Source organism: Olegusella massiliensis (genome assembly GCF_900078545.1).
Taxonomy (GTDB): domain Bacteria; phylum Actinomycetota; class Coriobacteriia; order Coriobacteriales; family Atopobiaceae; genus Olegusella; species Olegusella massiliensis.
The window spans coordinates 1,458,382-1,477,751 of sequence record NZ_FLLS01000002.1; the positions used below are offsets into that span (position 1 = coordinate 1,458,382).

Annotated in this window: 13 protein-coding genes, 1 tRNA gene and 1 CRISPR repeat array; of the genes, 11 read left to right on the forward strand and 3 right to left on the reverse strand. The window is 47.0% G+C overall.

Annotated elements, in window-relative coordinates; translation table 11 throughout:
• Position 1 precedes the first annotated feature (1 nt).
• The 5 genes from csm5 (at position 2) to BN4314_RS06675 (ending at position 7,825) form a co-directional block, all read left to right on the forward strand.
• Positions 2–1,408: a type III-A CRISPR-associated RAMP protein Csm5 gene (csm5, locus tag BN4314_RS06650; RefSeq protein ID WP_068540415.1), complete on the forward strand. Its 1,407-nt coding sequence runs from the start codon at positions 2–4 to the stop codon at positions 1,406–1,408.
• Positions 1,405–2,619 carry a type III-A CRISPR-associated CARF protein Csm6 gene (csm6, locus tag BN4314_RS06655; RefSeq protein WP_068540418.1) on the forward strand — a complete coding sequence of 405 codons (1,215 nt, stop codon included), beginning with the start codon at positions 1,405–1,407 and terminating at the stop codon, positions 2,617–2,619. The genes csm5 and csm6 overlap by 4 nt, the downstream gene beginning before the upstream one ends.
• A 27-nt stretch (positions 2,620–2,646) precedes the next feature.
• Positions 2,647–3,657 (forward strand): CRISPR-associated endonuclease Cas1, encoded by a 1,011-nt coding sequence (cas1, locus tag BN4314_RS06660; protein WP_148424876.1) that lies wholly within the window; start codon positions 2,647–2,649, stop codon positions 3,655–3,657.
• A gap of 7 nt (positions 3,658–3,664) precedes the next feature.
• The gene (gene cas2 / locus BN4314_RS06665; RefSeq protein WP_082911208.1) at positions 3,665–4,024 is read left to right on the forward strand and encodes a CRISPR-associated endonuclease Cas2; all 360 of its coding nucleotides are present in this window, start codon (positions 3,665–3,667) and stop codon (positions 4,022–4,024) included.
• Between the two features lie 61 nt (positions 4,025–4,085).
• Positions 4,086–5,552: direct repeats of the CRISPR family, unit length 36 nt; unit sequence GTTGATTGACTTAGATCCCCGAGAGGGGACGGAAAC.
• A gap of 1,061 nt (positions 5,553–6,613) precedes the next feature.
• Positions 6,614–7,825: a glycosyltransferase family 4 protein gene (locus BN4314_RS06675; protein WP_068540424.1), complete on the forward strand. Its 1,212-nt coding sequence runs from the start codon at positions 6,614–6,616 to the stop codon at positions 7,823–7,825.
• An 81-nt stretch (positions 7,826–7,906) separates the two neighbouring features.
• Here BN4314_RS06675 and BN4314_RS06680 read toward each other — a convergent pair whose 3' ends face one another.
• Together BN4314_RS06680 and glgB are read right to left on the reverse strand one after the other, a co-directional pair.
• Positions 7,907–8,836 (reverse strand): radical SAM protein, encoded by a 930-nt coding sequence (locus BN4314_RS06680; protein WP_232309732.1) that lies wholly within the window; start codon positions 8,834–8,836, stop codon positions 7,907–7,909.
• A gap of 87 nt (positions 8,837–8,923) precedes the next feature.
• Entirely contained in the window at positions 8,924–10,738 is a 1,815-nt protein-coding gene (gene glgB / locus BN4314_RS06685) for a 1,4-alpha-glucan branching protein GlgB (protein ID WP_068540429.1), read from the reverse strand.
• 204 nt (positions 10,739–10,942) lie between these two features.
• Between glgB and BN4314_RS06690 the strand changes: the two genes are divergently transcribed.
• The 6 genes from BN4314_RS06690 to rho all read left to right on the forward strand — a co-directional run bounded on the left by BN4314_RS06690 (position 10,943) and on the right by rho (position 18,378).
• Positions 10,943–11,018, forward strand: a tRNA-Ala gene (locus BN4314_RS06690).
• Positions 11,019–11,208: 190 nt separating this feature from the next.
• Complete coding sequence (locus tag BN4314_RS06695; protein WP_021735512.1) at positions 11,209–11,514, forward strand: hypothetical protein; 306 nt, start codon at positions 11,209–11,211, stop codon at positions 11,512–11,514.
• A gap of 161 nt (positions 11,515–11,675) precedes the next feature.
• Positions 11,676–13,160: a nicotinate phosphoribosyltransferase gene (locus BN4314_RS06700; RefSeq protein ID WP_068540432.1), complete on the forward strand. Its 1,485-nt coding sequence runs from the start codon at positions 11,676–11,678 to the stop codon at positions 13,158–13,160.
• Between the two features lie 123 nt (positions 13,161–13,283).
• Positions 13,284–15,128, forward strand: coding sequence for an arginine--tRNA ligase (argS, locus tag BN4314_RS06705; protein ID WP_068540434.1), 1,845 nt, complete (start codon positions 13,284–13,286; stop codon positions 15,126–15,128).
• A 312-nt stretch (positions 15,129–15,440) separates the two neighbouring features.
• The gene (locus BN4314_RS06710; protein WP_068540436.1) at positions 15,441–16,112 is read left to right on the forward strand and encodes a MarR family transcriptional regulator; all 672 of its coding nucleotides are present in this window, start codon (positions 15,441–15,443) and stop codon (positions 16,110–16,112) included.
• A 229-nt stretch (positions 16,113–16,341) separates the two neighbouring features.
• The gene (rho, locus tag BN4314_RS08020) at positions 16,342–18,378 is read left to right on the forward strand and encodes a transcription termination factor Rho (protein ID WP_082911209.1); all 2,037 of its coding nucleotides are present in this window, start codon (positions 16,342–16,344) and stop codon (positions 18,376–18,378) included.
• Between the two features lie 161 nt (positions 18,379–18,539).
• Here the strand turns inward: rho and BN4314_RS08290 are convergent, their stop codons facing one another.
• Positions 18,540–18,815 carry a hypothetical protein gene (locus BN4314_RS08290; protein WP_222859681.1) on the reverse strand — a complete coding sequence of 92 codons (276 nt, stop codon included), beginning with the start codon at positions 18,813–18,815 and terminating at the stop codon, positions 18,540–18,542.
• Positions 18,816–19,370 lie beyond the last annotated feature (555 nt).

The window sequence follows — 19,370 nt, forward strand, 5'->3', positions numbered from 1 at the left end:
CATGGTCATGAAAAATTATCGACTAACTCTTACAACAAAGGGCCCCGTGCATATTGGTAACGGAGATAGAATTGGCAAAAAAGATTATTTCCGTCACAACGGCAGGATTGCAGTCCTCGATGTACCTTCTTTTATTAGCTGCTTAAATGAGCGGCAATTGAAGGAATACTGTGATTTCCTTGAGACTAAATCAGCGCTGAATCTCGAAGACTTTCTGAGAAACGATAAGTCATTACGGTTTGCTGCGGAAAAATCTATACAGTACTGTCTTGATATGGGATTCCCCGCCCGCCCCATTGATGTGCAATCCTTTGTAAAAGATTCCGAGGGGCAGCCATACATCCCTGGGTCAAGTGTCAAAGGTATGTTGAGAACGGCATTACTTACAAATTTAATTTTGGAAAGTGATAGAAAAAAGCTTGAGTCCATATATTGGGAATGCCCCAATATAGCTAGCAATATTATTGAGGGGAAATTACTACGCAACTCGTTATCTGGTAGCAGTGTCACGAATGATGCAACAAGCGATATCATGCGCTTTATTTCGATATCTGACTCTGATTCACTAAGTTTAGATTCCTTAGTGTTTGTAAAGCAATATGATGAGTTTGCAAAGACGGATGGTGGCTGGCACAAACCTAATATTGGAAGGCGCATCGATAGGTCAGGAAATGAGCTAAATATCTATCGTGAGTGTTTGCGTCCAGGTACTGATATTAATTTTGTTTTGAATATAGATGACAGAATAAATGAATATATTCCTATAGTATCGCTTGACGTCGATAGACTCTTATCATTATTTGAGCGTCAAAATAGCCTTTATCGCGAACGCTATTTAGACAAATTTGATATGAGCTTCGATACAACTGATGACCATCGCATTCATACTGTAGATAACAAACCAAAAAGATGTTGCTATGTGATACAAGATGGTCCTTTTATGGGTCAGCAATGTAGAAATCGAGCTGTGGATGGAACTGATTACTGCAACAAGCATGTGGATAAGGCGGTAGAAAAAAGAGCGAATAGCAAATCAGTGACTTGCTATCTCGGCGGTGGGATTGGGTTTAATAGCAAAACAATAGCAGCAGCATTATTCAAGGACGAAAATAGATACTTAAAGGCTGTTTCACAGGAGCTCTATAGCCAGTTCCCGACCAAACTGGATACATCTGCTAGTTTTTTCCATAACAAAGAGCTTAGTCATCAGGTGAACAAAGCTGGATTTAAACCAAAACAATTTCAAGCTATTTATAGTAAGGGTCGCCTCAGAAAGGCAAAGAATGATCCTCGTCATTGGGAAGATGTTGAGCTTGGAGTTGCTCCTCATACTCTCAAACTTGGGATATTTGATGGTAAAAAATATCTTATGGGTAAATGTGAACTACGTATTGAGGAACAGCGATGAAAAATTTATTCTCACCTGTTGGAACAGCAGATCCTATCACCTTGCTTGGTGACGGCCCTCTGTTACATATTGTGCGTTGGTATAAGCCTGATAACATCACCTTGTTTCTTTCTCCAAAAATAATGAAATACCAGGAAAAAGATGCACGATATACGCGTGCAATAAAATTGCTTTGCGATAAAACAGGGCAGCGTATACCTGAAATTAAATTGGTCGTATCTGATAATAAAGAAGTGCACCGCTTTGACATTTACATCGAGGAGTTTCGTAAATGCCTTCGTGAGATAGCAAAAAAACATGATGACGAAATGATACTTGCAAACGTCTCCTCAGGTACACCTGCTATGGAAGAAGCACTAGTTGCTCTTTCAGCAATTGGAGAGTTTGACATGGAATTATTGCAGGTTGCAACTCCGCGTAGAGATAGCAATAAGAAGGAAGATCGAGAAAACCCTGATGCATACGAACTAGAAGTATTATGGGAATTAAATCCCGATAATGAAGGCAGCGCCCCGTGTCGTATAGAGGAAACTCAACTTCCCAACCATAAAGACCGCTTGTTGAGAGTTAATATCGCAGAACTAATCAAAAGCTATGACTATACAGCTGCATTGAAACTGGCAAAGCAGCTCAACAAGGGGCAAAACATTTACGGAGATCTCAAAAATCTTGTTGAACAAATAAACCTGCGATGTGATGGTAATAAGCTGGTAAACTATTTACGGGTTATGGAAGTGCGCCTTGAACAACAAAATTATGTTGAATTTTGTCGGTCGTTGACCCCTGCACTCTTTGAAACAGCGAAGAGAATACTCGCAGAATCTTTTGATATATCGCAGTTTCTTATCCCGGGTACCAATAAGCTTGATTTAGAAAAGGTACATAGAAACAGAGTAGTAGATCAAGTTATTGGCAGAGATTTACATGAAGGTTCTCCAAACCATCTTGCAAGTTGGCATTTGATTAAGTTATTTAAGCAGTACTGTGGAAATCAGAAGGCATCAGTTAAGCTTGACAGACTCAGAGATTTTGAATCTGGCTGCAGAAATACTTTAGCGCATGAGATAACCAAAGTTGATAAAGCCACGTTCGAAAAAGATGGAAGAATGAAGTTAGATGAGGTAATGCGTTACTTATTTGAGCTTAATGATATTAAACCTGGGTGGTTTAGAAGAAGGAATGATGATCTTCTCGAATTGCTGCGGAAGTAGTGGCTCTAACTGAGGAGGTAAGGAATCGTGCCCTATCTCTATTTAATGGAGAGTAACGCACAAGTCGGATTTGTGGATAATCAAATAACCATTAAAACAAGTGATGGGGACAGGCCTCGTGCTATCCCAATCGCGTCTGTTGAGGGTATATGTGTGTTCGGACAGCCCCAACTTTCAACTCACCTTATTCGTGCATGCATATCGAAAAATATTTCGGTAGGATATTACTCGGAAGATGGGCGTTATTTTGGCAATATCAGTTCATCCCAGAATATCAATCCTGTGAGGCAAAAGCGGCAAGTTTATTTAACAGATAACAGAGATTTTTGCCTTGCGTGGTCCAAACGTATTATTTCTGCCAAGATTCAAAACAGCTTGATGCTGCTTACTTCAATGGATGGTGTATATAAGTTCAATGATGACGAACTTAATGGTATTAGACATTCACTCGAACAGATAGACCTTGCTGACAGTGTAGATATGGCTTTGGGTTTTGAGGGCAATGCCGCTAAGTGTTATTATTCTTGTCTCTCAAAGCTTGTGACTAATGATGCATTTGCTTTCAAGGGAAGAAGTTCACGGCCGCCAAAAGACGCGTTTAATTCGATGCTTTCATTTGGTTATACGCTTCTTTATCGCAATATTGCTGGTGCTATTGAACGGCATGGCCTTCATCCATATTTTGCCTTCATGCATAAGCTGCATGCTGGGCACATTGCGCTGGCATCTGATTTGATAGAGGAGTATCGCGCACCACTGGTGGATCAAACAGTGCTTTCCTTGGTGAATAATGGAGAAGTTGAAATCGATGGGTTTTATACTAATGATGCTGGTTCAATTTATATGACGCGAGATACATCAAGAATACTCACCAATAAGATTTCTGATGTTATTACACAGACACGTGTTTATCTTGCAGATTATGGAGATAGAAAAACTTATGGTTTTCAAGCAATGCTTGATAAGAAGATATCCAGTGTTGTAGCAGCTATAGAGTGTTGCGATGTTGATCAATACCATCCTTTTGTGTGGAAATAGGAGATAAGTGGCTGTGAGCATTTGTAAGGAGTCACATAGTTCTCCCGGGAGACAGCAAGGAGCATCACCTTCAACTAATAAATATTATGTGCTCATTCTTTTTGATATTTCGGATCCTAAAAAGGGACGTCAGCTTGTTAAGCTCCTAAAAGGTTATGGAACAAGAATTCAGAAATCGGTGTTTGAAGCGCAAATTACTAAGTCTCAAGTGAAGGATCTAATTACACATATTCGTAATCTTATGTCATCAAAGAATCACTTCAATCCTAATGACAATGTTAGAATATATGAGGTTGCGGGTCATTGTAACTTGACAGTTTTTGGTGATTATAATGAATGGATACTTGAAGAAAATATTTTTATATAGCAATTTTTCTATGAACCTGAAAACCTACAGTTTAACTGACATTTCGTCTATACTCTATACCGTTGATTGACTTAGATCCCCGAGAGGGGACGGAAACAACCAATAGGCTAGAGCACCCGTGCGGGTAGCTATAGTTGATTGACTTAGATCCCCGAGAGGGGACGGAAACAAGCTGTGTAAGCTTCCAAAGCTGTGATGATACGAGGTAGATGTTGATTGACTTAGATCCCCGAGAGGGGACGGAAACTTTGCCCCACACGTAGGGCAACCCGCGATATAATCGCGCCCAGTTGATTGACTTAGATCCCCGAGAGGGGACGGAAACTTAAAAAGAGTTCTGGTATCGACTTGCGCGATTCAGTTGATTGACTTAGATCCCCGAGAGGGGACGGAAACTTCCCAAGCGATGGCGGCCGTGCTAACAATGGCCTCTTGTTGATTGACTTAGATCCCCGAGAGGGGACGGAAACTCGTCGATACGGTCCCCAAAAGTCTTTTCGATCTTTTCAGGTTGATTGACTTAGATCCCCGAGAGGGGACGGAAACAACAACTTTTCGCGTTCACTGTCGGTGAACCTACAACTAGTTGATTGACTTAGATCCCCGAGAGGGGACGGAAACTATGGTTAATCGACATCTCGTGGTGATATTTCTAATTCCACAGTTGATTGACTTAGATCCCCGAGAGGGGACGGAAACTGTTTTGTTCGTGGTCGGCTATTTTCGGTCACTCGCGCTACAGTTGATTGACTTAGATCCCCGAGAGGGGACGGAAACTCGGACTTGAACGCTTCCTCTTCTACGCAGTCCTTGCACGTTGATTGACTTAGATCCCCGAGAGGGGACGGAAACGTGTTACCGTGCCAATCCCATTGCGATACGTTGGTTCCAGTTGATTGACTTAGATCCCCGAGAGGGGACGGAAACATGCACGTCAAAAATCACTTCATCAGTGATTAAGTAGGGTTGATTGACTTAGATCCCCGAGAGGGGACGGAAACTAGGGTATGGGGGGTCTTTTGTGCAGAAGGCCAAGCCCTAGTTGATTGACTTAGATCCCCGAGAGGGGACGGAAACACGTAAGTATCGAACGCGCTAAAAGCCGCGTTCGCTGTAGTGTTGATTGACTTAGATCCCCGAGAGGGGACGGAAACGTGTTACCGTGCCAATCCCATTGCGATACGTTGGTTCCAGTTGATTGACTTAGATCCCCGAGAGGGGACGGAAACATGCACGTCAAAAATCACTTCATCAGTGATTAAGTAGGGTTGATTGACTTAGATCCCCGAGAGGGGACGGAAACTAGGGTATGGGGGGTCTTTTGTGCAGAAGGCCAAGCCCTAGTTGATTGACTTAGATCCCCGAGAGGGGACGGAAACACGTAAGTATCGAACGCGCTAAAAGCCGCGTTCGCTGTAGTGTTGATTGACTTAGATCCCCGAGAGGGGACGGAAACAATGTGTCTTCTGAAATGCCCGTGAACCTTGCTGTTGTTGATTGACTTCGATCCCCGAGAGGGGACAAACTTTTTGACTGATTTGGCTTGTTTATAGTTTTTGGCATTTAGGGAAAATGTATTTGATGATATTTTTTGTATAGGCCCTCGATATATTTCCAGATGTAACCTTAAGCTGTTAAAAAGCAGACTGCATGCAGCCTCTCAACACGCTACGAGTTACGGTGCAGCTGCAACATGAGAAAAGAGTTCGCGATTCATCAGTTTTATTGGAATTGGGTTCATAATGCATCATTGACCCAAAAATTATCAAGCATTTTTTGAAGCAAGAGGTGATTGAGGAGTCTTTCTTGCTTGAATAGATGCTCCAAGCTTCGACGCCTCAAACGATAGATGGTTCGTTTGTCGAACTGCTTACCGAAAGATGGTTCGTTTGTCGAACTAGAGGAAAATCTGACCTGCGTTTTATGCTTGCCGACTTCGAAACGCGAACCATCTGTGGCGCGTGTCATCTGCCATCTGTGGTTTGTGTTCCACCGGCGCTCCAGTGGCTGCGTGCGTAAGCATATACGCCGAACACGCATTTTCCCCATGCTAAAAATAGGGACAAAAAATCGCCTCCCTGTGGCTACGTTGTGAACCCACCCATAATAGGTGGGTGCTCTCAGCGCCTTTTCCAGCTTCCTCAACAACGGAGGATTCCTGTACTGGAAACGCTATGCGAGCTCCCTCAAAAACGCTTGTCGGTTCACCCATTCTGTGCCACAGGGGGACGACACCTTTATTATCGTTGACCGTTGGAATAATTCCAGTCTTGACTTGCGTTGTGAGAGCGGGAAAATTGAGAGTGCATTGCAAAAGCACTCTTAGGACATTTTGCTGCAATGACAAAGCAATATCTTCGGATAATAAAAACCCGCCATAAAGCAAAACTATTCATAATGCAAAGCTATCGTGCAGCTGCTACAGCTCGCTGTCACGTAGTATACCGTCGCGTTTCTTTTTGATTTGCTTTCCTGCTTCCCATTTTTATGATTGTGTAGCTTTCAGTTACAATGCCTAGATGTATTTGATTGCGAATCCAACTTTGGGGTGCGGGCGTCCGTCCGGCAAAACCCTAGTGGGGAGGTGTCATGGATGTCAGATGGGTGCCCTATGCGGCAGTTTTTCTCTCTGCCCTTGTCGCCTCGCTTGCAATGACACCTCTGGCAGGTCATATTGCGTGGAAAGTAAACGCCGTTGACTACCCTGGCATCCGTCGTATCAACAAGCAACCCATTCCACGTATGGGAGGCATTGCAGTATTTGCGGCCATTGTAGTGGCTTTTCTGGTTCAGTACGTTGGAACGACGTATCTTGGCTGGGAAACCGTGCTTTCGCCATCGGTACATTTGGCAGGTATTAGCTATCAAGTGTTGGCGAGTGCCTTTGGCATCATTTTTCTCACGGGCATTTTAGATGACAAATTTCATCTTAAACCTTTGCAAAAACTTGCAGGTCAACTCCTTGCAGCAATTATTGCGGTATCGGGTGGCTTGATGATAGGCTCGGTGGTTAACCCCTTTAGTGGTAGCTATTTTTATCTTGGTTGGGCGGCATATCCGGTTACGGTTTTTTATCTCGTTGCATATGTGAATATTTTTAACCTGATTGACGGTTTGGATGGTTTAGCCTCAGGCATCGCCTGTATTGCGGGCTTTACCATGTTTACGCTGGCGATGTTCGCGGGACGTCCCGATGCGGCAACCCTAGCAATTTCTCTGGTAGGAGCAACACTTGGTTTTTTGCGTTACAACTTCCATCCCGCGAGTATTTTCCTAGGTGATTCAGGTTCGTTGCTGTTGGGCTTTACGCTAGGAACGGTGTCTTTGCTTTCTGTTACCCGTATTGCTGGCTTTACTACGGTAATTGTGCCGCTGGTGATTGCAGGCATGCCCATTATCGATACGTTTTCTGCGATTATTCGCCGCTTTAGAGCAGGTGTCAGTATTGGGCAGGCAGATCGTGGACATATCCAGCATCGTCTGCTCAATAGGGGTTTTGATCAGCGTCGTGCCGTGTTGACGATGTACGCTTGGACAGGTCTTTTGTGCATCGGCACGTTGATTATGACGCAGGTGAGTGTGGGTCCGCGTGTGGCGGTTTTTGGTGTGCTGGTGGTTGGTTCAGCAGCATTTGCTATGCATTTACGTCTATTTGAGCCCGTACTTCTTCATCATTACAACAAGAACACAGGGGAAGACGAGCTCGTTGATCCCGACAATCCTGCCTTTGAGGATGAGAAGGAACGCTTTGTTAAGGAACACCATCTTGAGCGTTTGGACATCCGTCGTCGTTCTAAGTAGCTGTCAAGCGTGACGCAGTAGGTGTTCAGGTTGGTGTAATAGCCGCCACGTCAAACTTGACGTAAGTTCCTACGTTGGATGCTATAGAGCAGGGCCTGCAGGACTGGTGACACCCGTAGCATCAAAGGCGGGAATAAAACTTTCGGAAACGGTACCCCCTTGCTGCCACCACAGGTGCTCAAAGCCCATCTCATCAGCATGGTCAAGCACAACTTCATATTCTTCGTCGATGACCGACCGCGCTAAATTGCCACCCGCTAATCGACAGGCTTTGTTGGGTGTATATTGATTCATCACAGATAGATCGACCTCGTTGCCACAAAGTTCCCATACACGGTCAACTACTGCACAAGAATCATCTATATGACCAGGTAACACAAGGTGTCGCACAATGATGCCGCGTATCATACGACCATCCGGTTCTACGACACGCCCGCCTGCAGTCCGCAGGAGTTGCAGCATTTCACGTAGTGCTGCTTCGGCGACTTCAGGATAGTTGGCTGCTTTGGAGAGAGTTGCTAGTTTGGCTGAGGCGTATTTAAAGTCGGTAAGCCAGATATCAACAGTTCCCTGCATCGCGCGCACTGCTTCGACTGTCTCATACCCTGAGGTATTACAGACAATGGGCAAGCTAAGCCCAGCCTTTCGAGCCATGCGTACAGCCTCAAGGATATGTGGTCCGTAGTGTAAAGGAGTGACAAGGTTAATATTGAGTGCACCTTGTGCCTGCAACTCAAGCATAATTTCTGCAAGGCGTTCAACCGTGATTTTGAGACCACAGCCTTCCTGTGAGATTTCGTGATTTTGGCAAAAAACGCAGCGCAGGGGGCAGCCGGTAAAGAAAATTGCACCAGAACCCGCCTCACCAGAAATGGGAGGTTCTTCCCAATAATGCAAAGCAGCACGGGCAATACGCAGCTCATCCGCGGCACCGCAAAAGCCGGCTTGCCCTTGGTTGCGCCGTGCGTGGCAATGACGCGGACACAGCTCGCAAATTTCGTAGGCACTCATATCCATGTGAAGCTTCTTTCCAAAGCAAAACCAAGCAAAACGGCACTACCGTCCTGCGTAAATCTTTCTTTTGGCGGTATCAAGTGCCTAGTCTAGGCGTAAAAGCACAGCTGAAAGCGGAGCTAGGTCAAGTGTCACACTACCTTCTTTTACCACATAGCTAAGCTTTGCATCTCGAGGACATGAACCCCCGTAGATATCCCAGTCGCTGTTGATAAGCGGCGTAAGCTTTGTTGTGGCGTCAAGTTGTAATTGGTAGGCAGGCCATGGCTGGTCAGATAGATTGAGCACGCAGAGAATGCGCTCGCCATCCACTCCGCGTTCGCGGCGCTCAAAGGCATAGACCATATGCTGCGCATCATCTACCTGGCGCCATTGGAAGCCCGCCTGGACATAATCTTGATCCCAAAGGGCAGGATGTGTGAGATAGCAGTGATTGAGCTCGCGGCAGTAGCGTGCAAATGCTTGATGAACGGGATATTCAAGTAGCATCCAGTCCTGCTCACGTTTTTCATCCCACTCACGCAGCTGGCCAAATTCCGAACCCATAAAATTGAGCTCCTTGCCGGGGTGGGCAATCATATAAAGATAGAGCGTGCGAGCCTGAGGGAATTTCTTCTCGTAGTCACCATCCATCTTTTGAAGGATGGTAGCTTTACCGTGTACCACTTCGTCATGTGACAGGGGCATAAGATAGCGCTCACGGTGAAAATACATCATCGAGAAGGATAGCTTGTGGTAATTTTCGGGACGCCACGGCTGACCAGTCTGGAAAAGCTCAAGCGTATCGTGCATCCAACCCATATCCCACTTGTAGTCAAAACCGAGTCCACCTTCCTCAACGGGTCGCGTGGTGCCATCAAAATCAGTGGAGTCCTCAGCAATCATCAAGGCTCCAGGGTTGAGGCTACGCATACCCGAGGTAAAACGACGCACAAACTCAACGGCATTAGCATTGACGCCACGGGACTCATCACCCTGCCAATAAATGATGCGACTTACCGCATCCAAGCGTAGGCCATCAAAGTGATAGGTAGCCAGCCAGAAGTTTGCCGCTGACTGCAAAAACGAGCAGGTTTCGCCACGTGAGTGCATGAAGTTATGGCTGCCCCATTCAGAGACGCCAACGGCTGCATGGGGATATTCAAACAGCGGCGTACCATCATAGTTGGCAAGACCATAAGCATCAGTCGCAAAGTGCACAGGTACGAAGTCAAGAATAACGCCAATACCTGCGGTATGTAGGGCATCTACCAGCTGCATAAGCTGGGTGGGGGAGCCATAGCGGCTGGTTGCAGCAAAAAAACCCGTAGTTTGGTAGCCCCAGCTACCGTCAAAGGGATGCTCTGCCAAAGGCATAAATTCGACGTAGTTATAAGCGTTTTCTTTTAGATATGCGGGAAGAATTTCCGCGAGTTCAGAATAGCTGTACCAATCTGCAGGGTCATCAGACACCTGCTCACCTGAGTGCTTGCGCCAACTGCCAAGGTGCATCTCGTAGATATTGATGGGAGCGGTATAGCTGGCAGTTGTACCATTTTTTTTGCGCGTTGCCATCCACTTTTGGTCGTGCCATTGGTAACTTAAATCGCAGCTGATGCTGCGCCAATCAGGGCGGAGTTCCATTGCAAAGCCGTAAGGGTCGCAGTGATCTTGGTAGCTGCCGCCATGGTAGATGCGGTAGACATAGTGCTCCCCATAGCCAATACCTTCGGCCTCTACTTCCCAAAAATTGCCATCATAAATTTTATGCATGGGCCATTCGCCAGAATCGCCAATTACGACAATGCCCTCAGCGCTTGGCGCAAACGTACGCCATACCATGCCTGTATCACTAAGGTGGGCCCCCAAAAAATCATGAGCAAAAAATTCGCGGCCTGCGTAAAAGTCCTGCTTATCCATAGGTTCTCCCTGAGTGACAAAGGCAAGTATGCTACTAAATGTATAGTTTTTATAGCTGGACGTCTCACATTATGGCACGAAGTTGCCAAGCAAAGTAGTACGCTGCGTTTGCCGTATGGCTGTGATGATATGCCTTGCCTAAGCTGCGTATCGGTTGACATATGTTGTGCAAATTGCCACAATTACCAACGCAGCATTTTAATCGGGGATGTAGCTCAGCTGGGAGAGCGCTGCCTTCGCAAGGCAGAGGCCGAGGGTTCGAATCCCTTCATCTCCACCATTTGATTTTGTGATATCGCCCCTGTTTACCTGCATTTTTGCAGGAGCAGGGGCGCTTCTTTTGTGTCTGGCGGCTTAAACTCTTCTACCTAAAGTTCTATTTTGTCTCCAACGTAACAAAACGCTAGACTGGCGTGAGTAGATTATTACGAGGGCATAGATTACGAGCGCATAGAGCAAGGAGAACAATCATGGCAGATGAACTCACAGAAGCAGAGCGCGCTGAGCTCGAGCAGCTTCGTGCAGAGAAAGCTGCCCAACAAGAGGCGGCACAGGCCGCTCGTGATCGTGCGGAACTGCAACGTCTCAAAGAGGAGCGTGCTCGCGCTGCTCGCGAGGCAGAGGCAATCAAGCGCGAAGCCGCTTTGCGCGAGCAGGGTCGCAAGTTCATGGAGCCCGACGAAGACGATCTCAACATGCCAATGGGACAAAAAATCGTCCTTGCTGTTATTGCGTTGCTTGTCCTTATGATTGTGGTTTCGCATTTTCTGAAGTAGTTCAGACTCTATGGCTGCTACATGCCTCGTTTTAGCTTTCGTGGCAAAGGCAGCTTGGGGGGGACCTGTTTTTTCGTCTCGTGGTACTCTGTAGTGCGAAGTGTTTGCGGGGACTACTCGTTGCCTCCCGTAGACAAAGTTTTTTCGGGGAGGAACATCAGATGGCCTTAACCGACCGCACGACTCCGCAGGATGTCGCGCTTAATACCGACCTTTACGAGCTAACCATGGCTCAGGGCTTTTGGGAGTCTGGCCTCAACCAGGGAGAAGCGTGTTTCAACGTCTTTTTCCGTGAGTGTCCCTTTGACGGCGGATACGCTGTCTCCTGCGGTCAGGGCCAGATTGCTGAACTTGTAGAAAACTTTGTGTTTAATGAAGATGCGCTCGAATATCTTGCCGCTTTGCCCGCACCTGGTGGCGGGCTTCTTTTTAAGCAAGGCTTTATTGACTATCTGCGCGATTTCCGTATGCATGTTGACATTTGGGCCCCTCGTGAGGGTGATTTGATTTTCCCGCGTGAGCCACTTGTGCGCGTGCAAGGTCCTGTGATTGATTGCCAGCTACTTGAGACCGCTTTGCTAAATCTTATAAACTTCCAGACCTTGGTAGCTACCAAGACCGCTCGTGTTGTTACGGCAGCTCAAGGTCATGCCGTCTCAGACTTTGGTCTACGTCGTGCTCAGGGTCCCGATGGGGGCCTTGCCGTTGCTCGTGCCTCTTATATTGGTGGCGCTTCGAGCACATCCAATGTCCTTGCCGGAAAAATTTACGATATACCTGTTTTTGGTACACACGCCCACAGTTGGGTTATGGCTTTCCCAACCGAGATCGAGGCCTTCCGTGCCTTTGCAAAATCCAGTCCTAAAAATTGTGTGCTTCTGCTCGATACCTACGATGTCCATCAAGGTATCAAAAATGCTATCAAGGTTGCAAAAGAGATGGAAGCGGCAGGGGAGCGCTTGGCGGCTATCCGTATTGATTCGGGTGACCTTGCCAAACTCACTAAAGAAACTCGTGAAGCCTTTGATGAAGCGGGTTTGCCTTATGTAAAAATCAGCGCTTCTAACGACCTTGATGAATACACTATCCAGTCTCTTTTTGCACAGGGTGCGCCTATTGATTCTTTTGGTGTGGGTACCAAGCTTGCTACCTGCGATCCTCAGCCCTCGCTGGGTGGTGTCTATAAGCTATCGGCAGTACGCAATAGCAAAGAAGAGCCTTGGTTGCCTAAGATTAAGCTCTCCGAGCAGGCCTATAAACGTACTCTACCAGGCAGTATGCATGTCATTCGCTTTGTTGATGATGCGGGACGTCCCGTAGGCGATCAGATAGTGGATGATTCGGTAGCGGTGGGCAACAGCATGATTGCTGTGGATGTCAACGATCCTTTAACTACCTACGATTTTACTGGTGCGACAGGTATCGAGTTGCTTGAGCAGATTGTCGATGATGGCAAACGCTGCAAAGAGCCCGACACTATTGCCGTTGCAAAAGAGCGCTGCCGTGATTCGCTGATGAGACTTGATCCTGCCGTCAAACGCTTCCTCAATCCCCAGACCTATCCTGTGGGATTGGAGCCAGGACTTGACAAGTTGCGTCACGATTTGGCACGTACGGAGAGACGAGCTGCTTCTAAGACTCGCTAACGTGTAGCTTGTGTATCTCTTTGATAGTGCTCGATACAAGCAGTGGTTTTGCTAAACTTACTATTTATGATGCGACAGCAGCTTGCTGACGCAGGATTTGACGTATGACCGAAGGAGTGCAGTATGCCCGAAAAGATCGAGGAACTTATCAGGCAGGCGATTGCCGCTGCCCAACAGGCAGGCGACCTTGCAAGCTTCGAGTTGGAAGACTGCGGAGTCGAGCGACCGGCTGACGCTGACAATGGTGATTGGACCTCGACAGTTGCATTGCGCTCTGCTCGTCTTGCTCATGCAGCTCCCGCCAAAATTGCTGCCGCTATTGTGGCTCATATGCCCGAGGACAAGCAGATTTCTAAGGTTGAGGTTGCAGGTCCTGGCTTTATCAATTTCTATCTCAGCGCTGCTGCAAGCAACGATGTTTTCCGTCTAGTACGCGAAGCTGGTGCTGATTGGGGCAAATCTAATGTAGGTAATGGCCTCAAGCTGAATTATGAGTTTATTTCTGCCAACCCCACGGGTCCTTTGCATGTTGGCCATGGCCGTTGGGTAGCGCTTGGTGACTCAATGTGCAATATCTTTGATCACACCAACTTCAAGGTTGATCGTGAGTATTACATCAACGATCACGGTTCTCAGATGGATGTTTTTGGTAGCTCTGTTGCTACGCGTTATCTGCAACTTGTTGAGGTTATACGCAAGGACAATGTGGACGTTGCTACCGCTCATGCCACGCTTTTGGCAGATCGTGAAGCATATGTCGACGACGAGATGGACGAGCATCCCGAGCAGCATCCCTACATGGATGCTTTTAACGAGGCTTTGGGCGGCAACTCCTACGGCGGTGACTACATCATTGACATCGCGCGCGAGTTTTATGAGGCTGATGGCGACAAGTGGTATGACGTTGCGCCTGAAGTGCGTACTGATGAGTTCCGTGAGCGCGCGTATCAGGCAATGCTTGCCCGCATCAAGGCTACCTGCCACCAAGCACGCTGCGATCTAGATTTGTGGTTCTCCGAGCGGACTCTCTATATCAAGGATGAGACGGGTACTTCTCCTGTTGATCGCGCCTTTGCAAAGCTTGACAAGAAGGGCTATCTCTACAAGACCGATGATGGTGCGTTGTGGTTTAAGTCTACTGCCTTTGGTGATGATAAGGACCGTGTTCTCATCAAGAGCAATGGCGAGTATACCTACTTTGCTTCTGACGTTGCCTATCACTGGGATAAGTTCCAGCGCGATGACTACTCCATTGATCTTTGGGGTGCCGATCACCACGGCTATATTGCCCGCGTCACTAATGTCTGCGACGCCTTAGGTTACCCCGGTCAATTTGAGGTTAACCTTGGTCAGTTTGTAAACTTGCTGCGCAATGGTGAGCCTGTTCGTATGTCCAAGCGCCGCGGTACTATGGTCTCTTTCAAGGAGCTGCTTGATGAGGTTGGTACCGACGCTACCCGCTATACGCTCGTTTCCAAAAGCTCAAATCAGACCATCGACTTTGATATCGAAGCCGCAAAAAAGCAGGAAGCTAGCAACCCTGTTTTCTACGTACAGTATGCCCATGCGCGCATCTGCTCTATTTTGCGTCGTGCTGCAGGGGTCAATGAGGATGAAGCTCGCGAGCTTGGCATGGATGTTGTTGCCAGCAAGGCCATTGGTGCAGACTATAATCTGTCGCTGCTTACCGAGCCCTCTGAGGCAGCTCTTGCTCGCAAGATTTCTGAGTTCCCTGAGCTTGTTGCTTCCTGTGCACGTGACCGTGCGCCCTTCCGTTTGACTCACTTCTGTGAGGAGCTTGCCGCTTCGTTCCACGGCTTCTACCAGCATTGTCAGGTACTGCCTAGTGAAGGCCGCCCCGTGGATGCCGAGCTTTCCCACGCACGTCTGGCTGCAATCGATGCCGTTCGTATTAACCTTGCGATTGCCCTCAAGCTGATTGGTGTTTCTGCTCCTGAGGTTATGTAAGGCTGATTTTTAGCTGCAAAAAAGCACTAGGTAAGCCCGAGGTGTGTGCCTCGGGCTTTTTTATCAACAAAACCATGAAGCTTACTGCCATGTGTTTTGCTTTGCTTAGTAGATGTCCATTCGAGACCCAGCTTTTTGCGCTGTGTGAATCTAACGTATTAGCAGTTCTTTACAAATATGTGAAAATTTTTATCTATATGAGTTCATATAAATTCTTTTCGCGTTAAAGTTCTAACAGGAGGAAGTGAAGTTTCAAGCTACCAATGGGGCATAATGGCTCATAGGGAGTGCTTTTACTGGAGGAGGTTTCTTGTGGAGGTACGTGAGTATTTGGCAATTCGCCGCGCCTACAACACCATCCGCCAGAGGTGCGATGCAGATCGGCGTCTCACCTTTTCTGAATTTGCAATTTTATGCAGACTTTCTCTCTTGCCTGAGGGCTTACGTACCTCGGATATTGCTGAATATCAGGGCTGCCTGCGCCCCACGATGACACACCGCACAAAGCACCTTGCCGATCTCGGTTTTATTATGCGTACACAGGGCAATACTGACTGTCGTAATGTTTTGTGTAACCTCAGTGATGACGGTGCAGAGATGGCCGCCAAGCTTTGCTCGCAAACACGCTCTGAACTCGCACATTTGCTGTCCAATCGTCCAACCACTGATCATGTGCGTAAGTATGTTGATGCCATGGGCTCTATTGATGTAATGGCTCGCGACTTAGTATTGCTTGCACTCTACACACAACTCGATGGCCAGGCAACCATCGGTGCCATTGTCGATGCGCTGGGATTTTTACAGCCTACGGTGTCGATGGCTGTTTCTGCTTTGGCTCGCGATGGCTTGCTTAATCGTGATGCATCTTTGCGTGGCAAATCCTCACATCCTGTCTCTTTGACCAAAGAAGGGCGTGCGGAAGCAAAGAGTCTCAATGATTGTATTGAGGCATTGACTCCTGTCCGTCGTGCTCGCAGACAGTAATTTTTACTTCTCAAAGGGATTCTCAAAAAAATATAGTATTCTTGCCAACATTGATATAGTTGATAATGTTATTATGTGACAAGTCCGCGCAAGCTTGCGCATTCAATCTTTTCTAGCAAGCACAATCAAAGTGGTTAGTACATCGACATGTATCACGTTGTAATGCAAAGCTGGGATACCCCTTTGAGATGGGCTGTTGTTGCAGAGCGCCCAGGAAGGTAGTACCTGCATGGAAGAAAATATCGTTGCTGAAAAACTCGGTGAAGAAGCGTCCGTTACACAACAAAACAATGCTTCTCCTGAGTTAGGATCTGGTGATACATCCGTCAGCACCGAAGAGACCCCCAAACCTCGGCGTAGACGTACACGTAAAGTAGCAGCTACAGCAGAGACGGGCCAAACTGCTTTAAGCCTGGATAGCGATGTGTCTGCTACCGAGCCAGCTACAAAACCTGTGAGGCGTCGCAGGAAGAAGGTCGTAGCTGAGGCAGAAGCAGATGTTCGGCCAGAAACGTCTGAAGAAGCCCCCGCGTCCAAGCCGCGTAAAAGGCGTACGCGTAGCAGTGCAAAGGTCAAGGTGGAAACTGCTGCTACCGAGACCCAGGGTGAAACCCCCACAGAGGTAGCTTCTCCCGATGAGATTCATCCCACAGCTGCGCTTGCCGAGCACAATACAGACATTGCAGCTTCGCAAGCAAATGAAATACAGCTAGCTGATTTCCAGAGCGCCAGTCAAGCGACCAATTCTGAAACCGCTATCCAAGCTAGCAATTCTGACCAAGTCACCAATCCCGAGATGGTCCCTCAAGAAAATGGTGAGTCTTCAGAGTCAGCTGAAACAAATGAAGTTCATACTCCGCGTCGTCGCCATCGTGTAACTGCGCGTGATCGAGACTCTGAGGCGCGTCGTGATCGTACGGCAAATGTGGTAAATAATCGCAACCGTCGCAATAACCGTCGCAACAAAAATACTCCTGATCGCACTGTCGAGCCCTCTCTTACTCTCGAAAATCTTTCTGAGATGAAGGTGGCAGAGCTTCGAGAAAAAGCCGCCGAGCTGGGTGTTGACTACGTTGGACGTCGTAAGAAGGAGCTTATCGAAGAGCTCTTTTCAGCGGCTGCTGCAGCAGAGGGCTTTTGCGACGTGGATGGCGTCGTACAGATGCAGGCGGAAGGCTATGCTTTTTTGCGCACAGGCAATTTTTCTGCAGGTGATCACGATGCTTTTATCCAACAACAAATTGTGCGTCAGTATGGCCTGCGCCCTGGTGATCGCATCAAGGGTATGGTGGGTCCTGCTCGCTCTAGCAGTAAATTCCCGCCACTGCTGCGTATTGACACCATTAATGGTAAAACACCTGAAGAGATTAAACGTCGCCCACGTTTCCGCGATTTGACGCCGATTTATCCCAATGAGCGTCTTGTTATGGAAATGGGCAAGGATTCTACTACAGGTCGCGCGATTGATTTGGTGGCTCCCATTGGTAAGGGCCAGCGTGGGTTGATTGTTTCGCCTCCTAAGGCCGGAAAGACTACCGTGCTCAAGCGTATCTGCCAGTCCATTGCAGTTAATAACCCCGAAGTTCATCTCTTTTGCTTGCTGGTTGACGAGCGCCCTGAGGAAGTTACCGATATGGAGCGTTCTATTCGCGGTACGGTTGTGGCATCTACCTTTGATATGCCTGCATCTAACCACACTGCGGTGGCCGAGATGGTTATCGACCATGCAAAGCGCCTGGTAGAGCTTGGTGAAGATGTGGTTGTGGTGCTCGATTCCATCACGCGTCTTGCTCGTGCCTACAATCTTGCCCAGCCTGCTAGTGGTCGTATTCTTTCTGGTGGTGTTGATTCTGCTGCGCTTTATCCGCCCAAGAAGTTCTTGGGTGCAGCGCGCAATATCGAAGGTGGCGGCTCCTTGACGATTCTCGCGTCTGCTCTCGTGGACACGGGCTCAAAGATGGATGAAGTTATCTTTGAGGAGTTCAAGGGTACAGGCAATATGGAACTCAAGCTCGATCGTGATCTTGCGGATCGTCGTATCTTCCCCGCAATCGATCCAGTGGCTTCGGGTACGCGTAATGAGGATTTGCTTATCGATGCGCAGATTCAGCCCTTTGTCTGGGGTATTCGTCGTATTCTTGCCAATATGAACAATACCGAGCGTGCAGCAACAGCACTGGTTAAGGGCCTTAAAGCTACCAACAATAACGAGGAGTTCTTGATTCGCTCTGCTAAAAAAGCTGCCCAGAGTGACTACCTGTCCTAGTCTGTAGCAGTTTGTCATCGCTTGTCAAAATGGTCCAAAAGGCATTCTTGCAATTACCATCAAAAAAGATTGCAGTTGCTAAAGAATGCCTTGTTGGATGCTTTTCAAATGATGTATAGGCATCTATTTGCCCGCAGCCATATATGTATATGTATAGCGCTTTATTCTGCGTTCTTATTACTTGAATTATTAGCTAATGTTCCATACAGCAAGCCAACAACCAGGCCGCCATGCTCTATTGCATAGACAACTACATCGAAGGTAGATTGAGCCAAGGGACCCGAAAGCAATGGCTTTGCTTGACTAAAATTACTTTTCAATAGAAATAATGCGATATAGAGCACTATTACGACAAGCCAAATGATGCCTTTGAGTATGTTTTTGTGCCTTGTGGCTAGCAGTGACGTTGCATGTAGTATTTTTGATGCAACAAACATTCCAAGAGCACAGGTAATTATCGGCAGCGCAAATAACATGCATATAAACGAAAACCTAAAATCATAATGTAGATATGCGAAATCTCTAAGAAAGATAATGTAGTATACAGTATATATGCATGCAGCTGCCAAAATTATGCGAGGAAAATATTTTCGAATTGCTTCCATATTCCAACTCCAAATTTTTTGCATACTTAATTTTTAACTTCATCCAAACACATATGTCCAGTCCCTCGTTTCGAGACTCATGTATAGAGTAGTACTTGTTTATCTGCTTAGCTAAAACAGAAGCTAGCTTTTGTATCAAGAAGTATATTTAAGGCCGCAAATGGTAGTTTTTTGGATAAATATGTCCCAAATAACCAAGCTTAGCAAGTCACCTAGCACTTACATCGTTGCAACCTCAGGTTGCAACGAAATTAATTTACCTGCTGAAATACATAAAACTGTAGCTAGTTGGCCTGTTAAGGAAATCGTTGCAAGCTCAGGTTGCAACGATTTGCGGGGTATAGAGGTTGCAACGATTTTTGAGCATATGGTAAGAAACGCTGCTAG